The 25198-nt window shown below is 60.7% G+C and carries 25 protein-coding genes and 1 pseudogene; 17 read left to right on the top strand and 9 right to left on the bottom strand.

Annotation, left to right across the window (positions count from 1 at the left end; translation table 11 throughout):
- Positions 1–81 precede the first annotated feature (81 nt).
- The 13 genes from NW830_RS09190 (at position 82) to NW830_RS09250 (ending at position 11994) form a co-directional block, all read left to right on the top strand.
- The gene (locus NW830_RS09190; RefSeq protein WP_414384936.1) at positions 82–480 is read left to right on the top strand and encodes a hypothetical protein; all 399 of its coding nucleotides are present in this window, start codon (positions 82–84) and stop codon (positions 478–480) included.
- A gap of 60 nt (positions 481–540) precedes the next feature.
- A complete protein-coding gene (locus tag NW830_RS09195) occupies positions 541–2727 on the top strand; it encodes an argonaute PAZ domain-containing protein (RefSeq protein ID WP_414361906.1) in 2187 nt (728 codons plus the stop codon).
- A gap of 32 nt (positions 2728–2759) precedes the next feature.
- Entirely contained in the window at positions 2760–2960 is a 201-nt protein-coding gene (locus NW830_RS09200; protein WP_414361903.1) for a hypothetical protein, read from the top strand.
- 67 nt (positions 2961–3027) lie between these two features.
- Positions 3028–4263 carry a hypothetical protein gene (locus tag NW830_RS09205; RefSeq protein WP_414361901.1) on the top strand — a complete coding sequence of 412 codons (1236 nt, stop codon included), beginning with the start codon at positions 3028–3030 and terminating at the stop codon, positions 4261–4263.
- 91 nt (positions 4264–4354) lie between these two features.
- Complete coding sequence (locus tag NW830_RS09210) at positions 4355–4762, top strand: DUF3119 family protein (protein ID WP_414361899.1); 408 nt, start codon at positions 4355–4357, stop codon at positions 4760–4762.
- A complete protein-coding gene (gene pgeF, locus NW830_RS09215) occupies positions 4759–5562 on the top strand; it encodes a peptidoglycan editing factor PgeF (protein WP_414361897.1) in 804 nt (267 codons plus the stop codon). Before NW830_RS09210 ends, pgeF begins: the two co-directional genes overlap by 4 nt.
- A 36-nt stretch (positions 5563–5598) precedes the next feature.
- Positions 5599–5937 carry a hypothetical protein gene (locus tag NW830_RS09220; protein ID WP_414361895.1) on the top strand — a complete coding sequence of 113 codons (339 nt, stop codon included), beginning with the start codon at positions 5599–5601 and terminating at the stop codon, positions 5935–5937.
- A gap of 57 nt (positions 5938–5994) precedes the next feature.
- Positions 5995–6414, top strand: a complete 420-nt coding sequence (locus tag NW830_RS09225; RefSeq protein WP_414361892.1) for a DUF6464 family protein — start codon at positions 5995–5997, stop codon at positions 6412–6414.
- Positions 6415–6434: 20 nt separating this feature from the next.
- Positions 6435–7133 (top strand): orotidine-5'-phosphate decarboxylase, encoded by a 699-nt coding sequence (pyrF, locus tag NW830_RS09230; protein WP_414361890.1) that lies wholly within the window; start codon positions 6435–6437, stop codon positions 7131–7133.
- 71 nt (positions 7134–7204) lie between these two features.
- Positions 7205–7726 carry a hypothetical protein gene (locus NW830_RS09235; protein WP_414361888.1) on the top strand — a complete coding sequence of 174 codons (522 nt, stop codon included), beginning with the start codon at positions 7205–7207 and terminating at the stop codon, positions 7724–7726.
- Positions 7727–7905: 179 nt separating this feature from the next.
- Positions 7906–8793, top strand: a complete 888-nt coding sequence (locus NW830_RS09240) for a hypothetical protein (protein WP_414361886.1) — start codon at positions 7906–7908, stop codon at positions 8791–8793.
- Positions 8794–9041: 248 nt separating this feature from the next.
- On the top strand, positions 9042–10991 hold the full coding sequence (locus NW830_RS09245) for an SH3 domain-containing protein (protein WP_414361884.1): 1950 nt from the start codon (positions 9042–9044) through the stop codon (positions 10989–10991).
- Between the two features lie 46 nt (positions 10992–11037).
- The gene (locus tag NW830_RS09250; protein ID WP_414362066.1) at positions 11038–11994 is read left to right on the top strand and encodes an energy-coupling factor transporter transmembrane component T family protein; all 957 of its coding nucleotides are present in this window, start codon (positions 11038–11040) and stop codon (positions 11992–11994) included.
- A gap of 9 nt (positions 11995–12003) precedes the next feature.
- Here the strand turns inward: NW830_RS09250 and NW830_RS09255 are convergent, their stop codons facing one another.
- The 4 genes from NW830_RS09255 to NW830_RS09270 form a co-directional block, all read right to left on the bottom strand.
- Positions 12004–14853, bottom strand: coding sequence for a GAF domain-containing protein (locus NW830_RS09255; protein WP_414361882.1), 2850 nt, complete (start codon positions 14851–14853; stop codon positions 12004–12006).
- Positions 14854–15000: 147 nt separating this feature from the next.
- A complete protein-coding gene (locus NW830_RS09260; RefSeq protein ID WP_414361879.1) occupies positions 15001–15621 on the bottom strand; it encodes an NADPH-dependent FMN reductase in 621 nt (206 codons plus the stop codon).
- A gap of 53 nt (positions 15622–15674) precedes the next feature.
- Positions 15675–17939 carry a spermidine synthase gene (locus NW830_RS09265; RefSeq protein ID WP_414361877.1) on the bottom strand — a complete coding sequence of 755 codons (2265 nt, stop codon included), beginning with the start codon at positions 17937–17939 and terminating at the stop codon, positions 15675–15677.
- Between the two features lie 19 nt (positions 17940–17958).
- The gene (locus tag NW830_RS09270; RefSeq protein WP_414361874.1) at positions 17959–18555 is read right to left on the bottom strand and encodes a hypothetical protein; all 597 of its coding nucleotides are present in this window, start codon (positions 18553–18555) and stop codon (positions 17959–17961) included.
- A gap of 304 nt (positions 18556–18859) precedes the next feature.
- Here NW830_RS09270 and fba point away from each other — a divergent pair, with 304 nt between their 5' ends.
- A complete protein-coding gene (gene fba / locus NW830_RS09275) occupies positions 18860–19939 on the top strand; it encodes a class II fructose-bisphosphate aldolase (protein ID WP_414361872.1) in 1080 nt (359 codons plus the stop codon).
- 101 nt (positions 19940–20040) lie between these two features.
- Here fba and NW830_RS09280 read toward each other — a convergent pair whose 3' ends face one another.
- Positions 20041–20469: a VOC family protein gene (locus tag NW830_RS09280; protein ID WP_414361870.1), complete on the bottom strand. Its 429-nt coding sequence runs from the start codon at positions 20467–20469 to the stop codon at positions 20041–20043.
- A gap of 136 nt (positions 20470–20605) precedes the next feature.
- Between NW830_RS09280 and NW830_RS09285 the strand changes: the two genes are divergently transcribed.
- From NW830_RS09285 to mreD, 3 genes are all read left to right on the top strand, one after another.
- Positions 20606–21634 carry a rod shape-determining protein gene (locus tag NW830_RS09285; RefSeq protein ID WP_414362064.1) on the top strand — a complete coding sequence of 343 codons (1029 nt, stop codon included), beginning with the start codon at positions 20606–20608 and terminating at the stop codon, positions 21632–21634.
- Between the two features lie 137 nt (positions 21635–21771).
- Positions 21772–22476 (top strand): rod shape-determining protein MreC, encoded by a 705-nt coding sequence (mreC, locus tag NW830_RS09290; RefSeq protein ID WP_414404677.1) that lies wholly within the window; start codon positions 21772–21774, stop codon positions 22474–22476.
- Positions 22448–23047 carry a rod shape-determining protein MreD gene (mreD, locus tag NW830_RS09295; RefSeq protein WP_414361866.1) on the top strand — a complete coding sequence of 200 codons (600 nt, stop codon included), beginning with the start codon at positions 22448–22450 and terminating at the stop codon, positions 23045–23047. The genes mreC and mreD overlap by 29 nt, the downstream gene beginning before the upstream one ends.
- A gap of 20 nt (positions 23048–23067) precedes the next feature.
- On the opposite strand, the gene NW830_RS09300 is transcribed toward mreD, so the two are convergent.
- From NW830_RS09300 to NW830_RS09315, 4 genes and pseudogenes are all read right to left on the bottom strand, one after another.
- Positions 23068–23352, bottom strand: coding sequence for a hypothetical protein (locus NW830_RS09300; protein ID WP_414361864.1), 285 nt, complete (start codon positions 23350–23352; stop codon positions 23068–23070).
- The gene (locus tag NW830_RS09305) at positions 23349–24398 is read right to left on the bottom strand and encodes a thylakoid membrane photosystem I accumulation factor (RefSeq protein WP_414361863.1); all 1050 of its coding nucleotides are present in this window, start codon (positions 24396–24398) and stop codon (positions 23349–23351) included. The genes NW830_RS09300 and NW830_RS09305 overlap by 4 nt, the downstream gene beginning before the upstream one ends.
- Before the next feature lie 61 nt (positions 24399–24459).
- Entirely contained in the window at positions 24460–24660 is a 201-nt protein-coding gene (locus NW830_RS09310; RefSeq protein ID WP_414403373.1) for a hypothetical protein, read from the bottom strand.
- Positions 24661–24679: 19 nt separating this feature from the next.
- A pseudogene (locus NW830_RS09315) lies at positions 24680–24991 on the bottom strand (ribulose 1,5-bisphosphate carboxylase); the annotation flags it as partial.
- Positions 24992–25198 lie beyond the last annotated feature (207 nt).

A 25198-nucleotide genomic window follows, 5' to 3' on the forward strand; every position in this document is an offset into this window, starting at 1 on the left:
AGGAAACCAATGTTTGCCCAGGAGGGGATCCCTGCACGTAGAAGGCCACGCTGCTGGCTCTGGCTTTGGGTTCTGCTGCTGTTGGGTTGGCTGGGATTGGGCGGGCCGGCTTGGTCCATTAGTTTGGGGGATCCCTTGCCGGAGTGGGCTAAGTCTATGCAGGTAGGGCGGCAGCGGCTACGGGGCGTGGAGCACTACCAAGGCCAAGAGCAGATCCGGGCCTACGGCAACCAGGCGGGGCGGGTGTTTTGGATTCAAATCGAAAGCAGTGCCGACCTGCCGCCGGATCCCCGGCAGTACCTGGGGGAGTACCAGGCGTTTCCAGCCGAGGTCATCCAGGTGGTGCCCCTGCGGGCGCAGCGGTTGCGCTTCCGCCAAGGAAATCGCAGCGCTGAATGGCAAGTGGTGGGCATGAGCGGCCACTTTGAAGCCGAGGCGTTTAGCTATGACCTGGCCCCACCGGAGCTGTTTCGTCCTTGAGCTGGGGATCTTGAGCGAGGAGCTAGGGCTTATCCTGGAAAGGTGACGAAGAATCCACCAATGAGCCTGCTTCACCAGAACCAGTCAGTTGAAGTTATACTCAATCGCTTCTTTGTCAAGGAGCTAGCTCAGGAAGACCTCACCTTTTATGAGTACGCCTGTAGGCCAAACCCACTTCCGGAGCCAGGAGAAGAGCAGAAAGCTATTGCTAAGGTTTGCAATCGGCTGGGTGTAATAGCCGTTCGTTTGGGGAGTCGCATTATCACACGGGAAAGAGTCTCGCCCAGCCAGCTCAAAACAACAGAATGGGAGTTAGAAGAGTGTGGGCTTAGGGTTCTAACCTGTGCCAATGCTCAAGAAAGAAGCGCCCTCGAAAGCTTTGAGCGCAAGAGGATAGAGTCGCGCCTTAGATCTCTGTACACCAAAACTGCAGTTGAATTGATAGGAGGAGGCCTGCTCTGGTGGATCACTGCTCAGGAAGGGGTAGAACTTTCCGGAGATGGCTGGGAAATCCACAGAGGGAGAGCGATAGATGTTGCTGTCGAACCAGATGGAAAGCTTTACTTAGAAGTCGATATTCATCACCGCCTCTACACGCCGTGGACTTTGCATGAATGGCTGGAAAACTATCCAGATATCCCAATCAAGTGGGTTCGGAATACATACGGTAAACGCGAGATCTGGGAGTATCTGGGTATTCTTTCCAATCAGTTGCCGTGGGAGATTCGGTTGCCAGAACTGAACATGAGTCTGGCAGAGTACCATTTACAGAAGTACAATGCACCTAGAGAGGAAGTGGAAAGCTCTTGGGTAGTCGAAGTAGCTTCAAAGCAAAAGCGTTTGCCCCATCTGTCTCGAAGGCTATCGCCTGTTTTAACCTTGGAAATGCTGGCCAGTCTAGAAGGTAACAAAGGTTCTAGCAGCAAAGTTATCGACCGTGTTATCAAGCATGTTAGAAAAAGCCTAGAGAAACGATTGCAAGAGTCTGAAAAGACTGCAAAGTCTCTTATAGAGAATGTCTACAACCCTCCCAAGCTGGAAGTTGAGCCCTTCAAGACCAAGGGCTACATCCTGCCCAAGCCAAAGCTATTGGGATCGGGTCGCAAGCAAGTTCAAAATCCTGCTCGGGTTAGGTATCACGGATGTGCAAAAGTAGGCGAGACTAAGTTTGGATGCCTAAACCTCTCCGACGACAGGCAAGAGTATCCCAGCGAAGTGCGCAAGTGCTTGCTTGAGGTAGCCCAAAAAAGCGGAGTAGAAGTTGAACTGGGCTTCTATGCCACTCAGCAAGACTTGCCTGAAGGCGATCTTGCCCGAAAAAGATTCTGGCAACACTGGGCTGAGCAAGGGATCAAAACCGTTTTGGTTGTCATGCCCTGGTCGCCCAATGAGCGCAAGCAAAAGATCCGAATGGAGGCCCTTGAAGCAGGGATAGCGACTCAGTTTATGATCCCTGGCGCTGATCCCTACAAAGCCCTAAACGTCGTCCTAGGGCTTCTGTGTAAGGCAGCATGGCAGCCGGTACTCCTGGAACCCCTCGACCATCCTGAACGCCCTGAGCTAATCATTGGCTTTGATGTGGGCACTAATCGGCAGCTATACTACGGAGCCTCTGCTTTTGCTGTGCTGGCCGATGGGCAGAGCTTAGGTTGGGAGCTGCCTGCTGTGCAGAGAGGAGAAACCTTCTCCGGGGACACAATCTATCAAACTGTGTCCAAACTTGTCAATAAGTTTCATGACAAGCTTCGTCGCTATCCCAGCAAGGTTCTCTTGATGAGGGATGGTTTAGTTCAAGGAGGCGAATTTAGTAGAACAATTGAGGAGCTAGAAAAAGAAAAGATTGCTGTGGATATTGTCGGCATACGCAAAAGCGGTACAGGAAGAATGGGGATAGAAGAAGGAAAAGGTAAGTACAAAGATGCCGAAATAGGCACCGTTGTTTTCGACTACTCGCGAAAGTCATTTACTCTGGTAACAAGCGAGCCCATTAGCAGAAAAGGCGCAGGCTCCATTGGCAGCGCAAGGCCCCTGCGAGTTGTCCACGAATATGGCAGTACGCCTTTGGAGGTTTTGGCTCTACAGACTTATCACCTTTCTCAACTTCATCCTGCCAGTGGATTCCAAGCCTGCAGGCTTCCCTGGGTACTCCATTTTGCTGACAAAAGCGGCAAGGAGTTCCAGCGCCTTGGCAGCAACATCTTCAATGTCCTGCAAAGCATAGATCGCCAGAAGTTAATTGCCGTCTAGCTTGGCCCTGCTAGGATAGGGAAGGGTTTGGCATGTTGGCTATGTTCACCAACAACGAGGTCTGGAAGGCCTTTTTGAGCAACCCCGTTGTCTTCTGCGGGGGCTTCCTGAGCGGCCTGCTGGGCTTGGATATCAAGCAAGATCCGCTGCGCAGTTGGCTGGAGTCCCAGGGCTTGAGGGTGGAGGATTCACCCGCCCCCACCCAAGGCCCCCAGTCTATTTCCATCGAGTAGGCGTCCGGGCAGGAGGGATCCCTGCTGGGGAGCCTCTCAATTTAGCAGGGCAAGCCGAGGTAAGCTAATGTCGCCCAGACAGTCCAAACTGAGAGGGTGGCGACGGCGGGGATCCCGCGGGGGCTATCTCGTCGGGGTGGTGTTCCTGCTAACGGGGCTGGTTGCCCTACAGGCAGCAGATCCGGCCTTGGCCCAGTTGGATCCCGCTCCTTCCCCAAGCGCCGAGCTGGATCCCCAAGTTTGGCTAGGGCGCTACAACGCTGCCCTGAAGCAGTTGCCGCCTCTGCCCAACTTGCAGTACCGCCAGCAGGTGCGGGTGGAGGGATCCCAAACTTTCACAGCCACCCTGGATGTGCTCCGCCGCCGTGACGGCAGTTGGCAGGCGTGGGTAGCCGAAGGGGATCGCATTCGCCTGTTGGATTCGCGGCAACTGGAGGTGGTGAACCAATCGGACCTGCTCAAGCTGTATTCGGTGTACGTGAGCCGGCCCGAAGCGCTCCTGCCCTCGGTAAGTTTTGAGCTAGAGGCTGATCCTAGCCGCTACCGCGTCGTCTCCTCAGAACGGGCGGATCTGGCGGGATCCCCTGTCCAGCACTTGCGCCTAGAGCCCCTGCAGGAGGGCCAGCTGCGGGAGCTGTGGCTGGAGCCAGAGTCAGGGCTGCCGCGGCAGGTGCTCTTGTTTTTGTCAGGGGTGTGGGGGCAGGCCTATGTCCTCATGGGGTTTACGGCAGTGCCTGCTCCCCAGGGAGGCACCCGTTACTGGCTGCCGGAGAGCAGCCGCATCAATGTGGGCTATGGGTTTTGGACGCTGGAGGGCCTGACCCGCCGCGTGTTCAGAGGATCCCTTGCCATCCGGCACGACTACCAGGACTATCGCCTTCTGCCGGAGGGGGTGCAGTTGCGCTTTTTGCCCTCACAGCCGCCGCTGGATGCACCGCCAGTGGTGGCCGGCCTGCCGGGGAGCAGTCCCCAACTGGAGCTGGGAGAGGTCCAGGTTTTGGGAGTGGACGAGCAGGGAAATCAGCAATTTAGCATTGGCCTGGGCAGACGCACCGCCGCAGGTACCCCCCTAGAAGACCGCATCGCCGCCTTTAACCTCACCCGACCGGCCAGCCGCAATGCCCTCACCCAGATTGATATCTTGGCCTTTTTGCCTCTGGGCGACGGCCAGTTGCCCATCTATCTCTTTCAGTTCGACACCGGTCGCCCTCTCTCGCCCCTGCAAGGGGTGGAGCGCCCGCGGGTAGATCCCAGCGGGGTTTTTGATCCCAGGCCTCCAGCCATCAAACTCTTTGGAGACTAGGTGGCTCTCCCCAAGCCATGGAAAAAGCCCAGTTGGGAAGGGAAGTGGCAGCGGCGTAGAATAGGCCTGGGATCCAAAGGAGAAGCAAGGCGTGATCAAACCTTACTCTGCCCACTTGTTGACCCCTGACTTTCGCCTCAGCCTGGCAGTGTTGGTTTTGGCAGGGCCGCTATTTTGGCTTTCCTTTTGGGTAGGGCTGGCGATGGGTCTGTTTGGCCTGTTTTTGCTAGTGCAGACCTGTCTCATTGGGCTGGCCTTTACCCGCAGGGCCCTGCAAGTCTATAGCGGCTCCCAGCGCATTCGCGAGTTCCCCTACAGCGAGTGGCAGGATTGGCAGATTTTCTGGCGACCTGTCCCTGTTCTTTTTTTCTTCCGGGAAAGCCGAGGCATCCATTTTCTACCCATGCTCTTTAACCCCGTTGAGCTGCGGCTTTGCCTAGAGGAGCACGTAGGACATCTGCACGCCCAGAGATCCTCTTTTCGCGCGGCGGGCCGATGAGCGGTTCTAACGGCTGGATTTGGCAAGAAAAAGGGGGGTGGCGTTGGCTGCAGTGTCAGCTTTTAGCAGACTGGCCGCATGCCTTTGGCTGCCGGCGCCACTCTTTCTATCAACCGGCTGAACTGGCTGAGCAACTGCAGTTGATCCCCGAACGGGCGGCTTGGGGCCGCCAGGTTCACGGCTGCCAGTGGAGGTGGGCCGATACCCTCACCAGGATCCGGGCAGAGAAGACAGAAGGCGAGGTTCAGCGTCCTGCAACCGATGCCGTCATTGCCCGCTGCCCAGAAGACTCTGCCTGGGTTGGCACTGCCGACTGTGTGCCGATTTTGGTTGCCAGCCGCCAGTGGGTGGCAGCAGTTCACGCCGGCTGGAGGGGGACGGCCGCAGGCATCCTGCCTAAGGTGCTCCAGGTCTTTCTCCAGGGGGGGATCCCTGCGGAGGAGATCCGCATTGCCTTAGGGCCAGCCATTTCTGGACCAGCCTACCAGGTTTCCCAAGCAGTGGCTGACCAGGTGCTGCAGACCCTGCCTGCAGGGGTGGATCCACAGCTTGCCCTTTGGCCCGATCCCCTCCCTGGCAAAGTTCGCCTGGATCTGCGCTGGGTCAACTCTGCCCAGGCCCAAGCGCAAGGGATCCCGCCCGAGAACATTGCCATCAGTCCCCACTGCACCTTTGGCCAGCCCCAGGACTTCTTTTCCTATCGCCGCGAGGGATCCCTAGAAAAAGAGGGCCGTCGCTGCGTGCAGTGGTCGGGAATTGGCTTTGGGCAAGGGGCTGGCTGCCAAAGACAGCCCCTATAATTGCCTTCAACCCTCCACCACAGCAGGGATCCCGTGATGTACCGTGCTGCCTTTTGGGGACTGGCTTGGATGGCTTTGTCTCTATCGCTTGCCTGGGCCGGCGAAGCCTATGCCCAAACCTCTTTGACAGGCATCAACCGCGACAGCGTACGGCAACTTAACCTTGGGTCGGGACGGGGCTTGGCTCCGAGGCCGATGAAGGGTGCACCTCTAGAGGAAGGCCAGGATCCCACCGCTCCCTCAGCCCAGATGTGGGCGGAGTGGCACATCCGCACCAACGTCTGCCCTGGTCACCTCTCTACCGAAGAACTGGCGGAGCTGTTTCCTTTGGTAACCCAAGAGTTGGTGGAGGCGGTTTGCCAGGGGGGAAGTTAGCGGTATCGCCAAGACAAGCGGTAAGGTATTTAAGGGAAGACCTGAGGTTGCGGCTGCATGGATTTTGAGAAGCTCTTGGAGGAATGGGTGGCGGCCTTTACCCAGGCGGCAGAGGCAAGCCTTGCTGCTTTTGAAGCTGCCCTGAGGGAGCTGGGAGAACACCTGGCCACACCCTTTGAGCAAACCCTTAGGCAGTGGGAAACCTTTTGGCGGCTGGAGCCCGAGCCGGAGGCCCCAGAGGAAGCGTTTAACCCTGCCGGGGGGCAGTCTTTTAGCACCAGCCGCTTTTTCATCAGCCCCTTGGGGTTTGGGGGCATAGTTGTCTATACCTATATCACTTCGCCACCTGGCTGGATTGGGGATCCCACCTGTCGCTACAACGCCCTTTCCCCGCAGCTGCGCTGTGCCGTCAACCCCTATGGTCCCTGCCAAGGCTGTCCCCACTACGAGCGGCGGGAGGAGAGCCCTCCGCGTTAGCTAGGCTGGGAGCTGTGGGTATGCAGGATAGCCGCCTTATTGTTGCCCTAGATACCTCCTCTCTCCAACAGGCTCTCGAGTGGGTGGAGCGCTTACCCCAGGTGCAGTGGTGGAAGGTGGGGCTGGAGCTGTTTACGGCGGTTGGTCCTCCAATCCTGCAAAGCCTTAAGGAGCAGGGCAAGCGCATTTTCTTGGATCTCAAGCTGCACGATATTCCCCACACGGTGGGGCGGACAGTTGAGGTGGTAGTCAAGCAGGGCGTGGATTTCCTCAGTGTCCATGCCGCCGGCGGCAGCGCCATGCTGCGCTCAGCCGCAGCTGCTGCCCAGGGCAGTTCCTGTCGCCTGTTGGCAGTTACCCTTTTAACCAGCCTTGGCCCTGACCAGGTGCGGCAGGAGCTGGGCATTGAGCGGGATCCCGGCGACTATGTGTTGCAGTTGGCCCAGCTGGCCATGGAGCAGGGCCTAACTGGGCTGGTCTGTTCCCCCCAAGAAGTAGGGCGGCTGCGCCAGGCGCTGGGGCAAGCAGTTCTGCTGGTAACTCCAGGGATCCGCCTCGGAGAGCCAGAGGTGGGAGACGACCAGCGGCGGGTCTGCACCCCGGCAGCAGCTCTGCGGGCAGGGGCAGACTATTTGGTGGTGGGTCGCCCCATCACGGCAGCTGCCGATCCCCTAGCCGCCTGGCAACGCTTCCAAGTGCTGGTGGAGACGGCTGGCTGAGGGGAGTGGAAGTGGGGGGAAGCAAGCGGGGGAAAAGAGCTGCTCAAGGAGGGCGGGGCGTAGGTTTAGCGGTGGTTTGGGGGTTGTCCAGCCTAGCTGCTGCGCCAGCCAGGGGAGCAGTCTGTGCCGCCGATCCCCAAAGTTGGGCCCAGGCGCTGACGGCGCAGTTGCCTTTGTTCCTCAATTTGGCCCTAAGCCGCTCCCGCTCCGAGTTTCAGGTGGTGTTGGTGGGCCAGCCGCAGGTGGAGTCTTTTGCTGCCGAGGAGTTGGCGGATAGCCCCTCTCCTCTTCAGGGCTTTCGCCTCTATTTCACTACGCTGGAGCGCCGCTTGGTTCTGCCCCAGCAGCCACCACGGCAGGACAACCCTCTGGCGGGGCGGCGCAGCGAAACCCTGCAACTGGCCTATGAGGCCTATGTGTTGCGGGCTAGACCAGGGGATCCCTGGCAGCTGGTGCGCCTACAAGTAACTGGAGCCGGGATGCCCATTCGCGATGTTACCCACGGGCTTACGGCCCAAGCCATCCGCCGTTGGCAGCAGTCTGGGTGTCCCTTAGCCGGCGATCTAGAGTTGACTAGATCCTCTTCTCCGTGAGGTTTCCTCCTGCCATGCCTCCTCAGGGCAAACGGCTGCTCCGTCCTGCTCCCACGGCAGGCAATCGTCAGCGCCGGCATCCGGCCAATTGGAGTTGGATGGGCCCCTGCTTACTGTGCGGGGGAATAGGACTGCTTTTGGGGCAGCGGCTTCGCCTTTTAGAAGGGCCAGTTCAGGCAGTGTGGTGGCGCGTTTTGCCTGCCAGTAACTCTGAGGGATCCCCTGCTCCTCCAGAACTTCCTCTCTACCACTGGCTGGCAGACGGACTTTTGCCTTGGCTGCTGCAAAAAATCGGGATCCCGCGGCAGGAACTGCTGGCAACCGTGTCGGCCCTGGCCTGTCTGGCTATCCTGCTGTGGTGTTGGAGGTGGGGTAATTTCTGGAGCGCTGGCCTGTGGGGGCTTAGCCCCTGGGTGCTGACCCAGGGGTTGGAGCCAAGTAGCGAGATTTTGGCCCTGCTGGTCCTCCTAGGCAGCAGCGGCATTAGGCCGGGATCCCGCCTGCGCTGGGAGGGGCTGGCGCTGGCCTGTGCTCTAAGCTACCGCGTTTGGCCCTTGGCCTTGCTCTGGGCGGCGCTGTGGAGTAGCCAGGAGCGGACGCAGCGGCGATGGCGGGGGCCAACCTTGCTGCTGTTGGTGATGGGCCTCTCCTGGCTTGGGCAAGTCGAGCGGCTTGCCGCTGGCTTCCCGGGATCAGAAACCCTCTCTACTGCTGCGCTCACCAGCCCGAGGGGCCTACCTGCTCTGGCTACCTTGATGTTGCCCCTGGGGCTGGCCTTGGTGCGGCTGGGCTGGCCCTGGGAAGAACGCCAACAAGCTTTGCTCAGCCTGGCCGGCTTGGGTCACGTCCTCTGGATGGGCCTGCTGGCGGCTTGGCTTTGGGAGGTGGGGGATCTGCCGCTGTACCTCTTGCAACAAAGCGCCCGCTGGGGCCTAGTGGCCCTGCCCTTCCTCTGCCTGAGCGCTGGCGGTGTCTTGGCGGAAATTCCCTATGGGGGCTGGCGGCGGCTGTTGGGATCCCTGCTTTTGGTTAGTTCGTTCCTGTTATCGTGGCAAGCCCTGACCTAGGGCTGGCTTGCTCTCCCCTCGGCGGGGCCTCGGCCCCTATCAAGGACCTTTTCTGCCTAGCTGGCCTAGGCAACTAGAGCGCTGAGGGGCTGCGCGAGGTGGTGCTTCAAGTTGGGTCCCTAGCCCCTTGCCCTAGCGCTTCCAGGGGGATCCCTTTTGTCAAGAAAAGGACTACAGTTAAGGTCAATGCGGCTCAGGTGTCCAAAGACGCCGCCCCGCTGAGGCAAAGAGGAGAACAAAAAGAGATTATGACGGTGCGGGTGCCCCTCGACTATTACCGAATCTTGATGCTGTCGCCACGGGCCGACGAGCATCAGATCGAACAGGCTTACCAGGAGCGCCGCGAGCTCAAGTCAAGCGAACATTCTTGGCTGCTGGGGTTCTCACCGCAGGCTTTGGAGGCTCGGGCCCAGCTGATTCAGGAGGCTGCCTCCGTCCTGCTCAACCCCGAGGCCCGGCGTAGCTACGATGAGCACCTGAACCTGGCGCATCCCACCCTAACGGTGGACGAGGCCCTTTTGCCGGGAGTGCTGTGCCTGGGCTGTGAAGCTGGAGAGTACCCAGCGGTTTTAAGCTTGGCTCAGCAAATGCTCGAGCAAGGCCACCCCGCCCGTTCCGATGCCATTTTAGGGCGGGCGGTGGCCCGTTTGGAGCTGGGCCGGGAGGCCTGGCGACAGGGAGCCTACGAGGAAGCAGCGCATTCTTTGCAGACAGGCTTGGCAGAACTAGAGGAATGTCGGGCCTTTCCCCAGCTGCAGGTAGAGCTCCGCATTGATCTGGGCAAGCTGCGCCCCTACCGCATTTTGCAGCTCCTTGACCCCAATGCTTCTGCTCCAGCCCCAACGGGCAAAGGAGCGCTTGCAGATCCTGCCTTGGCACGGCAGCAGGGGCTGGCCCTTCTCAAAGCCATGCTTGACGAGCGGGGTGGCATCGAGGGAAGTGGACAGGATGGCTCCGGCCTGAGTACGGAAGATTTCTTACGCTTCATCCAGCGAGTGCGCCGCTACCTCACCCTGCAAGAACAGCAGGAGCTATTTGAGCAAGAGGCAGAGCGCCCCTCCTTGGTAGCGTCCTACCTAGCTGCGCAGGTGCTGCTGACCGCAGGCTACTTGGAGAAACGGCCAGCCTTAGTGCGGCGGGCGCGCGGCTACCTGGTCCGCCTAGCCCAGCGGCAAGATGTGCACCTGGAGCAAGCTATCTGCAGCTTGTTGTTAGGGCAAACTGAGGAAGCCCTTAGCCATCTGCGCGCCAGTCAGGAAACCGAAGCCCTTCAGTTTATTGAGGAGCACTCCACTGGATCCCCTGATCTGTTGCCGGGCCTCTGTCGCTTTACGGAAAAGTGGTTCCAGGAGGAGGTATTCCCGGAGTTTTACGCCCTGAACACTACCCAGGCCAGCCTCAAAGCCTACTTTGACAACCCTCAGGTGCAGGCTTACCTAGAGGAGATGCCCAGCCGCGAGAGCTTGCCAGCGGGTCGGTTGTCTCCACCTCCTGCTCTCCCTCTGTCCCAAGTGCCTGCTGCGGGGGGTGCTAAGGTTCAGGAATGGCTTCCCCCACCTGCTCCCTTCCAGCAGGGAGATTTCCCCAAGCCATCGCGCCTGTCCGAGGGATCTACCCGCTGGGGGAGTGAGGAGGCAGCCAGTTCTCTCCTTGCAGAAGGGAGCCTTCAGATCCACAAGAGGGGGTTGCAGGAGGGGGAGCGTTACCACCGCAGCCACTTGGGTTCAAGACGCAGCCGGACTGAGGCTCCTGCCCCTTTCCTCAACCTCCGCTTGGCGGCCGTGGCTGGTGGGGTCATCCTTTCCCTCTTCGTCATCTGGCAGATGCTGCGCGGCCTGTTCACTCCCCCGCCGCCCCTGGAACAGCCCCAGGTACAACTGGAGCAGCCACCGGTTGCCATCGACAATCCGGGCCAGCCGGAACCCACGCCTGAGCCTGAATTGACCGGCCCTCTAGCCGAGTGGCGGGGTGTGCAACAGGTGCGGGTGATTGCCAAGGAGGGCATTAACATTCGCCAGCAGCCTAGCCTAACCGGGGCTATTGTTGGGGCCGCCCCGCGCCAAGCTCTGCTGCGGGTGGTAGAGGTGCAGGCTGGCGAAGGACAGGTGCCTGTCTGGTTGCGCATCGAGCGAGAGGGGGCACCAGGAGGGTGGATTGCTGCTCAATCCGGCTCAACTCGCTTGGTAGAGCGACTCTAACTTTTCTGCTATTGGCCTTGCCCCGCTTGTTTCCCGCTTTCCTGTGGTGGATATTCTGCGCAATGCCCCGCTGGGGATCTACTTGGAAGAGCCGCGCACCTGGCTGCACCGTCTTGATCCCCGCGTGAAGTTGGCTTGGTTGCTTAGCTTTCTCCTCAGCCCAATTTTGGCCAGCAATGGCTGGCGCCTGGCCGTTGTGGCAGTTCTCCTGCTCTTGACGGTAGCAGCCCGTCTGCCGCGCCGGGTCTGGTCGGGCCAACTCTCGCTGGTGTTGGCCCTTAGCCTGCTGGCTTTTGGGATCACCAGCTTCGCCCCCGATGGCTTAGGGGTCTTCCCTCAGCCCCAGCGGCAGGACGCGCAAGTGGTAGGCTACGGGCTCCTCGCCAGCCCTACCCTGGAGGGGGGGGAGAGGGCAACAGCCAAACGGGCCTGGCAGCGCCAAACCCGTGCCTGGTCAACTGCCTACCGTTACCGCTTGCTGCAGGTTACCCTGCTGGGGCGAACTTTTCAAGTCTCGCGGCGTTCCCTCTCCGTGGCCCTGCGGCTGGGTACCCTCATCTTTACCCTGCTCTATGCCACCAATTTGTTCTTGCTGACCACTGCCCCCGAGGAGATTACGGCAGGGATCGGCCAACTGTTACAGCCTTTAAAGCGCTGGGGCTGGCCGGTTGCGGAGGTGATTCTCACCCTTACCTTGGCCCTCCGCTTTCTGCCGCTGGTGATGGAGGAAGTCCAGAACTTGGTGCGGGCGGTGCGCACTCGCGATGTGCGCTGGCGATCCCTCAGCTTCCGGGGCGGGATCCAAACCCTGCTGGCCCTGGTGGAGCGCTTTTTTGAAAACCTGCTCCTGCGGGCGGAGGAGATGGCGGCGGCTATGCAAGCTCGCGGGCTAACTGGTCCCGACCATCCTCTGCGCTGGCACCGCCTGCAGCTCCAGCGGCTGGATTGTGCAGCGCTGGCCCTCCTGCCTTTCTTCTGGCTGCTGAGAGCTTTGTCACCCTAAGAAGTGGCGCTAGGAAGGGGGGTGGAGCTCCCCGCTAGCCATTGGCAGGAACAGCTGGGAAACAGAGCGCCCATCGGAGGACACGTAGAAGGAGAGCTGCCCCCCTAGCCGCTGCACTATCCGCTGGCAGAGGCTCAGCTCCAAGCCGGGGCTGACCGAAAGCGGTGATTGGAACAAGGGATCCGCGTAGATAACCTGCTGGGGATCCCCTTGCAGGGCTGCCAGCAGGTAGGGATCAAAGTGGCCCTGATCCACCACCAGCAGCTCTGCATAGCCCTCTGTGGCTTGGCCCCACAGATCCAGCCGGCCTCCTTCCGGGCTGCGCAAGGCAGCAGCCAGCAGCACCTCCCAGAGGATCATCTCCAATCGTCCGGCATCGCCTTGAATGGTGAGGCTCAGCTCCCCGTGGGCGCGTAGCCACAGCTTGCGTTTTTGGGTCAGGCCCTCCACTCGGCGCAAGCTTTTGCGCACCAAGGTAGCCAAAGACAGCGACTGGAACTGCGGCTGTACCTGCCAGGTTTCTGCCTGCAACAATGGACTGGTAGAGACGGCCAGCTCCTGCAGCCCTCTGGCAATTTCCACCACCTTTTGCCAGCGGCTGGCCTCCTCTCCCGGGATGTCCGGCACCTGGCCAAGGCGGCGCAGGCCGTCCAGCAGGGTATTTTGCATATCCAGCAGGCGGCGGTGCTTGTACCAGTTCAACTCGCTGAGCACCTCCTGCCGCTCCTGCAAAGTTTGCACCCAAAGCAGGCGCCGCAGCGTCCAGCCACAGGTTTGGGCAATTAACGTCACAGCCGCCCGCTCCTCCGCCTCCCAGACTCTGTCCGCCTCTGCTCCCAGGATCAAAACCCCTAGGGGCTCCGGCAGCGAGGGATCCGTCTCCCCCAAGGGCACCAGCAGCCAGGAGCCCAGGCCCGCGGAATTGAGCCAGGCGCGGCTGGCAGCCGGGATCTGTTCCTGGGCAAGCTGGAGGGGCCCTCTTGCCCGCAGTGCAGCAGCCAGCAAGGGATCCTGCCGATTGAGCTCTGTGGGGCCGCTGGGGCAGAACTCAGGGGCGGCGGCAAAGGGCGGCTGCAAGCAGGCCCGGCTCTCCCCCGGCTGCCAACTGACCACCAGCGCCAAAGGGATCCGGAGGAGCTGGGCCGCCTGTTGGGCGGTGGTGGCGTAGAGAGCAGCAGGAGTGGACAGGTTTTGCAAAGTTAGGCAAGCAGTAATCAGGCCGCTGAGCAAGTGCTCTTGCCGTTCCTGCCGTTGCTGAGAGCGAAGTTGTTGCAGGAGCAATCCCACTTGTTGGGCAGTCCCGCGCAGCAGTTGCCGTTCTTCTCGGCTCCAAGCCCTTGGCCGCGGGTGGAGCACTAGGATCAGCCCTTCGGGGGTGGCAGTGCCGCTGCTGCCGGTATGAGTTAGCAGGAGGGAGCGCACCCCCAAAGGGGCCAGGTCTTGCCGCCAGGAGAGGAGGCGCAGATCCTGGTCGTAGTTTTCCGCCACCACCACGTCGCTGCGCAGCAGCTCCTGCCAGTCTTGCTCACTCAGCGGGCTAAGCTGCGCCGGCAGAGCCTGCTTGCCCTCGCGGCGGTACTCGGAGAAGAGGCGGGGGCTTGGCCTATCGGGAGGATCTACCGTCAGGAGGGCCACCGCACCGGCTTGCAGACGCTGGCCCAGGCCAACCACCGCTTGCTGGAGAGCCTGCGGCAGCTCCGCCGGATTGTGAAGCGAACGGCCCACCTGCTGCACAAACTCCCCGTCGTCGGCCAACTGGCGAATGCGGCGATCCAGATTTTCCAGGGGGGCGGCTAAGGCCAGCCCCTGAGCAGCAGCAGCCACCAACTGGCGCTCGGGGGCTTGCCAGGTGCGGGGCACCTCCGATTGCACCCAGATAAACCCCAGCAAATCCTTTTGCAGGAGGATGGGGGCTGCCAGGGCGGCTTGGGCTCGCCACTGCTGCATTAGCTTGAGAGGGATCTCGGAGCGGGTTGTCCCCAGGCCGCCCACCACCACCTGGCCTGCGGCAAGGGTGTAGTACATGTTTCCCAACTCCCGCAGCGCAAGGCCGCCCTCTCCAGTCGGGATCCCCCCAGCTTTGGTCCCTTTGGCAGGGGGGGTGGGCCTAGAGGCACTTCCATGGGGAACGAAGCACCCCTGCCTGTGCTCGTGCCAGTACACCTGGATGTGAACAGCGCCTAGGCAAGACTGCAGCTCCTGCGTAACCAGGCTGACCCGCTCTTGCAGGGATCCTGCCTGACTCATCGCCGCCCCCAACTTCAGGAGCGACTCTTGCACGCGCTTTTCAGCCTGGAGTTTCCAGGCGTTTTCCAGCTCCTGCAAAGAGGCGGCCAACTGCCCCAGCACAATCCCCAGCAGCGCCTTTTCCTCCTCGTGGATAGTAACGCCCCACAGTTGGGATCCCAGCATCAGGATCCCTAGGCAGCGCCGCCGCCCTACTGCTGAGAAGGGGTAAATGAAGCAGCCTTGGATCCCGCCCAGGCGCTTGGCTTCCCGCTGCCAAAAGCCCATGCGCGGCTCCTGGGAGAGATCGGCCACACTGATGGGCCGCTGCTCGATCACCACCTGCTCCAGGATCTCCCCCGGCTGCAGGGGATACAGAGCTCGCAAGAGCGCTTGATCCTCTTCCCGCAGGGTTACCCCCCCTTGGCCCACCAACTGGTGATTGGCATAGTCGTAGAGGGCTAGCCAAATGAGCGGCGCCCCAAACACCGCCTTAACATACTCCAGCGTGAGCTGAATCAAGGCATTGGCATCGCTCTGCTCCCGCATCCGCTGCAGGGTTACCTGCAGGGTAACTAGGGGGGAGATTGCCCCAGCTCCAGTTGAGGAGTAGGGGGAAGCAGGTTGAACCATGGCCCGACTTTGGTGATGCAGATTTTTGCCGCAGCTTCCGCTTGGCTCACCTTAGCCATGCCGTTGCTTGGGCGCCAACCCCTTTCCCCTGCAAGAGTAAAAGGGGGAGCCGCTAAAACGGAGGCTGCTAGAGAGCCTAGCGCCTTTTTAGGAAAGGGGAGCCGGGATCCCGCGCAATTTGGCCGTGTTGGTTACCATGCTCTGCACAAAGCGCTGCAAGCGCTGGCGTAGGTTTTCGTCTTTGAGGTTGCCCTGCTCATCGAAGGCGCTCCAAGCCCGCCCAATGGCAATCTGCTCCGGGATCGCCCAGCCATGCACCCAGCGCACAATCAGGCGCATTTGGTTGAGGGTGTTGCTGTTGCTCTCGCCGCCCAAGACACTGATGAGTCCGAAGACCTTGCCCTCCAAATGCTCAAAGCTCAACAGATCCAGGGCATTCTTCAAGCTGCCGCTGATGCCGCCGTGGTACTCGGGGCTGGCCAGGATAATCCCATCGGCCTGCTTCATCGTGGCCCGCAGGACCTCCACATCGGGATAGTCCGGGTAGGATTCAGAACCATCGGCAAAGGGCAACTTCATCTGCCGCAGATCGAGGAGGTGCAACGGGATCCCCAACTTCTCAAACTCGGCCCGCACCACCTCTAGCGTTCGATAGGTCAGGGAGTTAGGCCGTAGGCTGCCACCAATGGCCACGAAGCAAGCCGCGGAGGCTGCAGTCATGGTGGCTTGAGAAGCGACAGGCAGGGCTTTTAGAGTTGAGGAAGACATGGGTTGAGCTCCTGAGGAGAAATTAGTTGCGTTTCAAACAATCTTAACTCATACTAATTCCGCATTGGAGATTCTTGCTCCGGAGTGGGGATCTGGGGCCAGCGGATCACCTGCAACAGGTTGGAAAAATCATCTCGCCAGAGCGGATCTCCGGGTTGGGGCAGCAGGGGCTGCCAGCCCGGCGGGGCGGCAGGGTTTTTGGCCATCAGCACCCAGTGGGAGGGGGCCAGCCCCGCTTGTCGCTGGTCAGGGGAGAGATCCCGGTGGACCCGCTGCCAAGCCTGGAGCCGCAGGGATCCGGCCAGGCCAGCCAACACAGGGGCCAAGTCCAGGTGGCGGTTGGTGATGTTAAAAAGCAGCCAGCCCTGGGGCTTGAGCTTGCTGAGGTAGAGGGTTAACGCCTCCTGGGTGAGCAGATGCACCGGCACAGCGTCAGAGCTGAAGGCATCCATCACCAGCAGGTCGTAGCTGCCCTCTGGGATCCCTTGCAGGCGGAGGCGGGCATCGCCCAAGATCACCCGCACCTGCGCCCGCCGGCTGGCCCTATTGAGATAGGCAAAGTAGCGGCCTGCCCAGTCGGCCACGGTGGGATCCAGCTCAAAGAACGTCCACTCCTCTCCCGGCTCGGCATAGGCGGCCAAGGTGCCGATCCCCAGCCCCAACACCGCAACCTGGGCTGGAGAAGAGCGCGGCTGCGCCCGCCACTGCTGGAACACCTGACCCACCGGCCCCTGGCGGGAAAAATAGGTGAGCGGCTCCAAGGCCTTCTGGGGATCTAGGTTTTGGCTGCCGTGCAGGGTGGTGCCGTGGAGCAGGCTGCGGAAGGAGCCCGCCTCGGTGTGGTATTCCACAAGGCGGTGAAGGCCAAAGACACTGCGCTCGCTGGCTACCACCTGCAGCCCCGGCGGCAGCCAAGGCTGTCCCAGCAGCAAAACCAACCCCGTGGTTACTCCTAGGCGGTACCGCCATCCCCTCTTGCTTTCTCCCAACAGGGCCAGCAGTGCCCAGCCCAGGCCCAGGCCTACGGCTGCGCCAGCGTGAAGGAGCCCCTGGAGATGAAAGCGCAACAGCAATAGGGGCAGGAGCAACACCAGCCCCAGCCCTAGGCCCAACCGTCCCCCCTGAGCTGCCAAGGCTGCCAGTGCTAGGCCCAAGAGAAGCGGATACTCCAGCACCGACTCAAACACCTGCGGCGCCAGCAAAGCGGCAAACAGCCCTCCTAAGCTCCCCCCCAAGGCCAGCCACAGGTAAAACTGCGTCAACTGCTGAGCCGGCGGGCGACAGCGAGCCAACTGGCTATGGCAGGCCCAGCTCACCAGGGCAAAAGCCCCTAGGTGCAGCGGCAACACCCAAAACCAAGGCCTCACCCAGCCCAAGACCTGTGCCCCCACTGCCCCACAGGCCAGCAGAGCCGTTGTCCCCAAAGCCAACTCATTGGGGTGGAGGCCGCCGAAGGCCAGCATAAAGGTCACCAGATAAATGCTCAGGGGGAGAGCCCACAGCAAGGGCACCGCCGCCACCTCGGTGGTCAAGAGGGTGGTGACTGACACCAACAGACCCGCCGGCAAAAAGGCCCAGCCGGCCCAGCGGCAACCCTCCCGCCAGCAGAGGGGCCAGATCTCCGTCCTGCCGACGTCCCTGGGATCCCCCAGAGCAGGAGCGGGTCGTAGGAAAGCCACCCCCCGCCCTTGCAGGAGCAGCCCCACCCCACCCAGCAGCACCAGCGCCGCCACCAGGGCGTAGGATCCCGTCCACAGGTGGGTTTGTCCTGACAAAGACAACCGTGGCTCCAAAAGCAGCGGATAGCCCAGAAGCCCCGCTAGGCTGCCGGCATTGCTGGCCACGTAGAGCTGGTAGGGATCCCTTTTCACCCCTCCCAGCGCCCGCTGCAGCAACGGCGTCGTCCCCGACAGAAGAACCAGCGGCACTCCCACCCTCGCCGTCAAGTCCGCCAAAAGGGCTAGGGAGGGGGAGGCCCCTTCCCGTTGGCCAGGGATCCCGAACTCAAAGGACAAAAACTTCAGCCCCACCAGCAATAGGCCCCCGTGCAGCAGCAGGCCCAGGCCGGGATCGAGCCCTCGCCCCAGCCGGTCTGCCCACAGGTAGCCCAGCAGCAAAGCAAGCTGGAAAAAGACCAGGCAGGTATTCCACACCAGGGGGGATCCCCCCCACAGGGGCAGCAGCAACTTGCCCAGCAACAACTGTCCCCAAAAAAGGCAGAAAGCGCTCGTAAACAACGTCAGGCCACCCAGCCAGGCCACCGCCGTTCTCCTAACCCCTGGCCGCCAGTATGGCCCAGCGGCTGCTCCAGCAGGCATAGGCGGGCTGGAGAGGGTCTCAGCGGGCCTTGAGCTGCACGGGGAAGCGCTGTCTTAGCTCCTCTTCCACCTTAGGAAGCCATTCTTCTTGGAACACCCACACCTGACCTTGCTGCACGCGGCCATCGGGGTTTTGCGTCAGCTCCAGCCAATACACCAATTGCTTTCCCCGCAGCACCACGCCTTGGGTAGCCAAGGCAAGGCTGTAGCCGGGATTACCCGCCAGGGCTCCAGGAGCCGGGTAGCGGATGACCTCCACTGCCTGGTCCAAATCGGTGGCAATCTCCGGTCCATAGACCTCGCGAATGGCCCGAAAGAGATCTTCTGCCGTTAGCCCTTGCGGGCGGAAAAAGGTCATCCGTTCCGAGCGAATGGTCTCCCGATCCAGCGGGTTGATGATCCGTCCCGGGGGAGCCACCGAGGCCAAAAAGGTAAACCGGGATCCATCCGGCTCCACCCGGTGGATGCTGAGCGTCTCGCCCGGACGGGGCCGCAGCACCGGGTTGTCTTTTATCCAGGCAGCCACCTGATTTGGTGCTTGCCCAGGGATCCCCCAAGCTGCGGCGGAAAGGCCCACTGACCAGCAGGTTATGGCCCAGCCTATCCCTTGAGCCAAACGCCGTCTCCTTCGCTCCCCTCTGGAGCGATCTTGGCTTTGCTTGGCGCCCCAGACCGGCCACAGCTTGCGGTGCACTTTCTCAGGCCTCCGGACAAACAAAAGCAAGCAGTACTCCTAGTGTATCTGGAGCTCTCAGCCTGCCTGCTGCGTTTAAGCGTGGACATTGGAGCCAAGGGGAGCAGGGATTCTGCAGCAAGATCCCCAAATCTTAGGATCCTGTCCCGCAGAATGTAAAAGATACCTTAGGATTAACAGTAAGTGAACCTCAAACGCATCCAGTCACCACCTCAGGAGGTAAGCGATGGCTCTTGTTCCCATGCGGATCTTGCTGGATCATGCCGCTGAGTACGACTACGGCATTCCAGCTTTCAACGTCAACAACATGGAGCAGATCCAAGCAATCATGCAAGCTGCCCATGAAACCAACAGTCCGGTCATCCTGCAAGCCTCTCGAGGGGCGCGCAAGTATGCGGGCGAGCACTTTTTGCGCCACCTAATCCTGGCGGCGGTGGAAACCTATCCTCACATCCCCGTGGCCATGCACCAAGACCACGGCAACAGCCCCGCCACCTGCTACTCCGCCATCCGCAACGGCTTCACCAGTGTGATGATGGATGGCTCCCTCAAAGAAGATGCGAAAACCCCGGCTAGCTACGAGTACAACGTAGCAGTCACCGCTGAGGTGGTGAAGGTGGCCCACGCTGTTGGCGTGACGGTGGAAGGGGAACTGGGCTGCCTGGGATCCCTGGAGACGGGCCGCGGTGAGGCGGAAGACGGCCACGGCGCCGAAGGGGCCCTCAGCCGTGACCAACTGCTCACCGACCCGGATCAGGCGGTGGACTTTGTCGAGCAAACCCAGGTGGATGCGCTGGCTGTAGCCATCGGCACCAGCCATGGCGCTTACAAGTTCTCCCGCCGGCCCACAGGGGACATTCTGGACATCGATCGCATTGCTGAAATTCACCGCCGTCTGCCGAATACCCACCTGGTGATGCACGGCTCCTCCTCGGTCCCCAAAGAACTCATTGACATCATTAACCAGTACGGCGGCTCCATCCCCGAAACCTACGGTGTGCCCATCGAAGAAATCCAGCGAGCCATCAAAAACGGGGTGCGCAAAATTAACATCGACACCGACAACCGCCTGGCCATTACGGCTGCAGTACGCCGCGCCCTGGCCGAGAATCCGAAAGACTTTGATCCCCGCTCTTTCCTCAAACCTTCCATCAAGGAAATGCAGAAAGTATGCGCTGAGCGCTACATTGCCTTCGGCTGCGCTGGCCACGGCACCAAAATTCCCGTCGTTACCTTGGACGAGATGGCGGCTAAGTACGCCTCCGGCGCTCTGTCGGCTCAGGTGAAGAAGACCATCGTAGTCTAGGAAGCAGTTGCCGGGCTCCTCATAGCTCCCCCCCTCTTGCGGAGGGGGGCTATTTTCCACCAGAGGCTAGACTCCCTGCAGGCGCTACCTGATCCCTGATCCTAGGATAGGGAGTCTTGTTGGAGGGGGCTTAAGGCCAGTGCCTCCCAGAAAGGGGCCGAAGGCTGGTGCAGCACGATGCGATTGCCATCGGGATCCCGCAACTCCACCTCTTGGCCGTGAAAAGCCTGGCGCAGAGGGGAGGGAGAAATCTGGTGCTCGGCCAACAAGGCCGCGAGGGATCCCAGGTATCCAGTAAGATCTTGCACCTGCAGGCAGAGGCTGGCTGCCCCCCCTTGGGCTGCTAACTCTAGCTTCCGGTCGTGGTAGAGGCCCAGTCGCAGTCCTGGCAGTCGAAACTCCACATACACGGGCTCTCCCTGAGGGGGAATCTGGAGCTGGGGTGGGCTCCCCAGGAGGGCTTGATAAAAGCGCAACAAGCGAGGTAAGTTGGGGGTGGCCAAACTGAGCAAAGCTGCGGCGATCTCCATAGCAACTGGCTCCTCTTGCTCCTAGTTGCAGTTTGGCTTCTCCCCGGGGTCTGGAGGAGATTCTCTTCTAGGATTGGATATAGTAGGTAGCAAGACGTGCTGCTTCTTCACAAAGCAACCGGAGCAACCTACCGTGCTGGGGCTACTTAGCCGCTTTTCCCGTGACATGGGCATTGATTTGGGCACAGCCAACACGCTGGTCTACGTGGCCGGGCGTGGCATTGTCCTGCAAGAGCCCTCGGTGGTGGCCATTGACCAAAACACCAAGCAGCTGCTGGCAGTGGGGGAAGAGGCCAAAAAGATGCTGGGCCGCACCCCCAGCAACATCATTGCTGTGCGCCCCCTGCGGGACGGCGTGATAGCCGACTTTGACACGGCAGAGATGATGCTCAAGCACTTCATCCAGCGGGTGCACGGAGGCCATTACTTGATTGCGCCGCGCATTGTCATTGGGATCCCCAGTGGGGTGACTGGCGTGGAGCGGCGGGCGGTAATGGAGGCGGCTCTGCAAGCAGGGTCGCGGGAAGTGTACTTGGTGGATGAGCCGGTGGCAGCGGCAATTGGAGCGGGCCTACCGGTGCAGGAGCCCGTAGGAAACATGATTGTCGACATTGGCGGCGGCACGACCGAGGTGGCTGTCCTCAGTCTGCAGGGGATCGTGCTGAGCGAATCGGTGCGCGTGGCAGGAGATGAGCTAAGCGAAGCCATCATTCAGTACATGAAAAAAGTCCACAACCTCACCATTGGAGAGCGCACCGCTGAAGAGATCAAAATTCAAATTGGCTCTGCCTACCCCACCAAAGAAGAGCTGAGCATGGAAGTGCGGGGGCTGCATCTTCTCTCTGGCCTGCCGCGTACCGTGACGGTAAAAAGCACTGAGATCCGCGAGAGCATGGCCGAGCCCCTCTCGGTCATTGTAGAGGCCATCAAGCGTACCCTGGAGCGCACGCCGCCGGAGTTGGCCGCTGACATCATTGACCGTGGCATCATGCTGGCTGGAGGCGGAGCCCTGCTCAAGGGTCTGGACGCTCTCATTAGCCACGAAACCGGGATCATGGTTCACGTTGCCCCAGATCCCCTCAGTTGCGTGGTGCTTGGCACAGGGAGAGTTTTGGAGGACTTCAAAACCTTGGGCCGAGTGTTGAGCGCTAGTTTCAAAGCCTAGCAGGGTTCCTGGGGATCCCTGCTGGCAGCCCTCCGTCAGGTCTACGGTGGGTGGGAGTCGAGGGTCGAGAGGGGTAAAGCTTGGGTCAGCTACGCCAATGGTGGAGGCGCAAGGGTTGGGGGCTGCTCCTGTCTGCTTTGGCCATAGGGGCGGCCGTAGGCCTGCGCCAAACGAAGGGATCTCTGTTGGTGGAATTGTACACTCGGCTTACGGCCCTGGCCCGTCCAGCGGTAGATCCCGAGGAGGTGCTCAGGCAGGCTGCTAGCCGTGAGCTGCAGGCCCTAATAGTCGAGCTGCAGCACCAAAACCGCGAGCTAAGGCGACTGCTGCAGCTTGCTCAGCAAGGGCCCCCCCAGGTGAGGATCCCAGCGGCGGTGGTGGGCCGCAGTGCCGATCACTGGTGGCAGCAGCTGACTCTTGACCGCGGCAGCCAGCAAGGGGTCAAGGTAGGGGACGTGGTTGTGGCGCCAGGAGGATTGATTGGGCGGGTTGAGGCGGTAACCCCTAACAGCAGTCGCGTGCTGCTTATTAGCGATCCCACCAGTCGAGTTGGGGTGATGCTAAGCCGCAGCCGGCAGATGGGAATCCTGCGGGGCACGGGCAGCCAGGAGGCCATTTTGGACTTCTTTGATAAGAATCCCCAAGTAGAGGTGGGTGATGTAGTGGTCACCTCAGGCCTGAGCAGCCTCTACCCACCGGGGATTGTCGTGGGAACGGTTCGAGCCGTTAACTTGGATGCTAGCCCTGCTCCCCAGGCTACAGTTGAACTATCGGCGCCGCTAGGTTTTCTGGAATGGGCCTTGGTCTACCCCTATGTTCAACCTGCGGCTTCCCAATCTTAAGCCCTACCTCAACTGGCTGGTTACCGTTCTATCGGGGCTGTTGGCAGCGGTGGCTCCTTGGTGGCGGGGGCCGGGCTTAGAGCTGGCGGGCCTGACTCCCGATTGGCCCTTGATTTGGGTGGTGTGCTGGAGTGTGCGGCGCAAAGCTTGGCAGGGGGCTGTTGCCGGGATCACCCTAGGGTTCCTGCAGGACGCCCTCACTAACCCTTATCCTACCCATGCTCTGGGGCTAGCCGTGGTTGGGATCCTCGCGGCCAGGTTGCAGAAACAGCGCTATGTGCAAGAGGACTTTATCTCCATAGCTCTGATTGTCTTTGGCATGGTGGTGATCGCCGAAACGCTAATGGCGCTGCAATGGATGTGGCTAAGTGTCTTTGCGCCGGCGGGGGCTGGAGGGGACGGATTGGCCAGCTCCTTGGCAGAGAGCACTGGCCCCCGCTCCCTGGAGAGCATCTGGTGGAACCATCAACGCAATGTCCTTACATCGGCCATTTTAAGTAGCCTGTGGGCACCGGCTTTGTACTGGCCTCTCAAGTGTTGGTGGCAATCCCAAGAGCGGGAGCTGCACTAGCTTGCAAAGGAAGAGGCGGGCTAGCCCAGTACCCAGCGCTGCAGGGCAATGCCAAGGAGCAAGCCCAGGCCGCCAAAGCGCACCACCTGCCAAAAGGTGGCGGGAACGGGGTTAAACACTTCTAGTAGATAGGCTTGCAGGCGTTGTTCCAATTGGCTGACTTCCGCCTGCAGCTCGGCCCATTGGTCAGGGGAAAGCTGGGACAGGCGCTCCAGCTCGCGCAGGTCGGCTAGCCGTGCTTGCAAGGTCTGGAGCTTGGCTTGCAGATCCTCAAGCGGATCTGGGGAAGCGGGGGGAGCGGTCACGGCTGTGGCTTAGCTGCAGTGGCGGGCAAGCGAGAAAATCCGGTCTGAATTTCGTTGAAGGGCTTAGCTTGGATCACCCCTGGGGGAAGAGGATCCAGGTGGAAGAGAGCGCGGATGGCGTTTTCCACTTCCGTGATGGGACGGTTGCCGATGGACTGATAGACAAGCTTGCCCTGGGAGTCAAAAAGAAGGGTTTGGGGAACTCGGCCGCTGTAGTACTGGCCGCGCTCGTCCCCTGGCAAAAGGGAATCCACTGAATAAGGAATGAAATAGACTGCCCGGCCATAGCGAACCTGCAAGCTGGCTAGGGTGGCAGCGTACTTTTTGCAATCGCTGCTGTCGTCGATGTAGTACACGAGGAGGGCCGGGATCCCTTGTTCTTTTGCCTGCTTGAGGGAGACGCGCGGCGGAACCATGCCGCCGTTGGAGCCGTAGAGGGCAAAGATGTTGCCGTCGTAGCGGTCGTCGTTGAGGAGGGCGCTGGCGGGAGGAGACAACCAGCCTGTTAAAGCCACGCACAAGACCACCAGGAAAAGACGCAACAACAGCATAATCCGGAGAAGATTGCCAGGCAACGGCAAGAGAGGGGCTCTCTCATTCTGCCATTTTGCTTTGGCACCGCCGCGTTCTCCAACTTGGGGTGGGTTATGGACGACCCGCCGTTGTTTTTTCACCGGATCTACGCTCACCAGCCGGATGTAGTCCTTGGGAAAACGGCTGAGGCACTGCTCGACAGCCTGACAGGCAGCGGCCCATTCTTTTAGGTGGGCAACTCCACACTCCGTAGCGGCGCGGATCCGCGTGCTCCACCTGGATCTCGTATCCTTGCGCCAGGATCTGGCGAATGTGGGCCTGCACGTCTGGGCTGAGGGAAACGGGGGCAGGCTCGAGTGAGTGAGCAGCCGCAGGAGGAGGGAATGGCGGGGCGGGGAAGCGGGGGGCGCCTCCTGGGAGGAGGAGCGCTTGAGGCCAAGGTATTCTTCGGAGAGGCGGCGGGCTTCTACCTGTTGTTGCTCGGCTTTGAGCTGGTGGCCGGCCTGGATCATCGCGGCGGCGGAAAGTGGGGGGCGCCTTCTTTGCTTTTGAGCAGGCGAAAGGCAATCCCTTCTAGGCCGACTTCCATACCTGCTCGTCGTAAAGTTGGGCGCGCAGGGCGCCGAAAAAGTCGATGGCCTGTTCGGGAAAAGTGTCCACCAGGCGCTCGACTTCCTCCAGCGACAGCCCGTCGGCCTGAAAAATGCCGTGGACAATGTGAATGCGGTTCCCAATAGAACTTGCGCATGCGCCCATCGCGGATGAGGGGGGCATAGAGGGTGGAAAAGTCGTTACCGGTGGCGATGATGGGCACCCGCAGCAGGGGCTTGGGATCGTAGCTGCCGGGAAGCTGCACGTTGGTGGGGTTGTCGGCAATGTTCATCAAGGTGGCGCTGACCAGTTGCGTGTTGACGGTGTACTGGGTCATGGTGTTCAGGCGGCCAGCACCAGCATCCAGGTCATTGATTATCAGCACGGCCATCTGGCCAAATTTGCGGATGGGCTCGGCGGCCTCCCGGTAGCGCAGGCGAATCATGCGAGCCGGATCGCCGGCATCGGGGCTTTCCAACTCGCCGCCGGAGACATGAACGGCATAGACCTTCATGCGCTCGAAAATTAGGTTGCATTGGAAGGTCTTGCCCTCACCCTTACGCCCGTGGATGCCCAAGATAAGCGGAACTGGCACGTCGGACAAAGGGAGATGATTTTTCAACCTTGAGGAAGGTGGGGGGGATGTAGTAGCTCATCGGTGGGGCTTAGCTCAATCGCAAGGGGTTTCTCTTGGAATTGGCCCCTGCCGCCCCCTGCGGAA

Source organism: Synechococcus sp. OH30 (genome assembly GCF_047462175.1).
Taxonomy (GTDB): domain Bacteria; phylum Cyanobacteriota; class Cyanobacteriia; order Thermostichales; family Thermostichaceae; genus Thermostichus.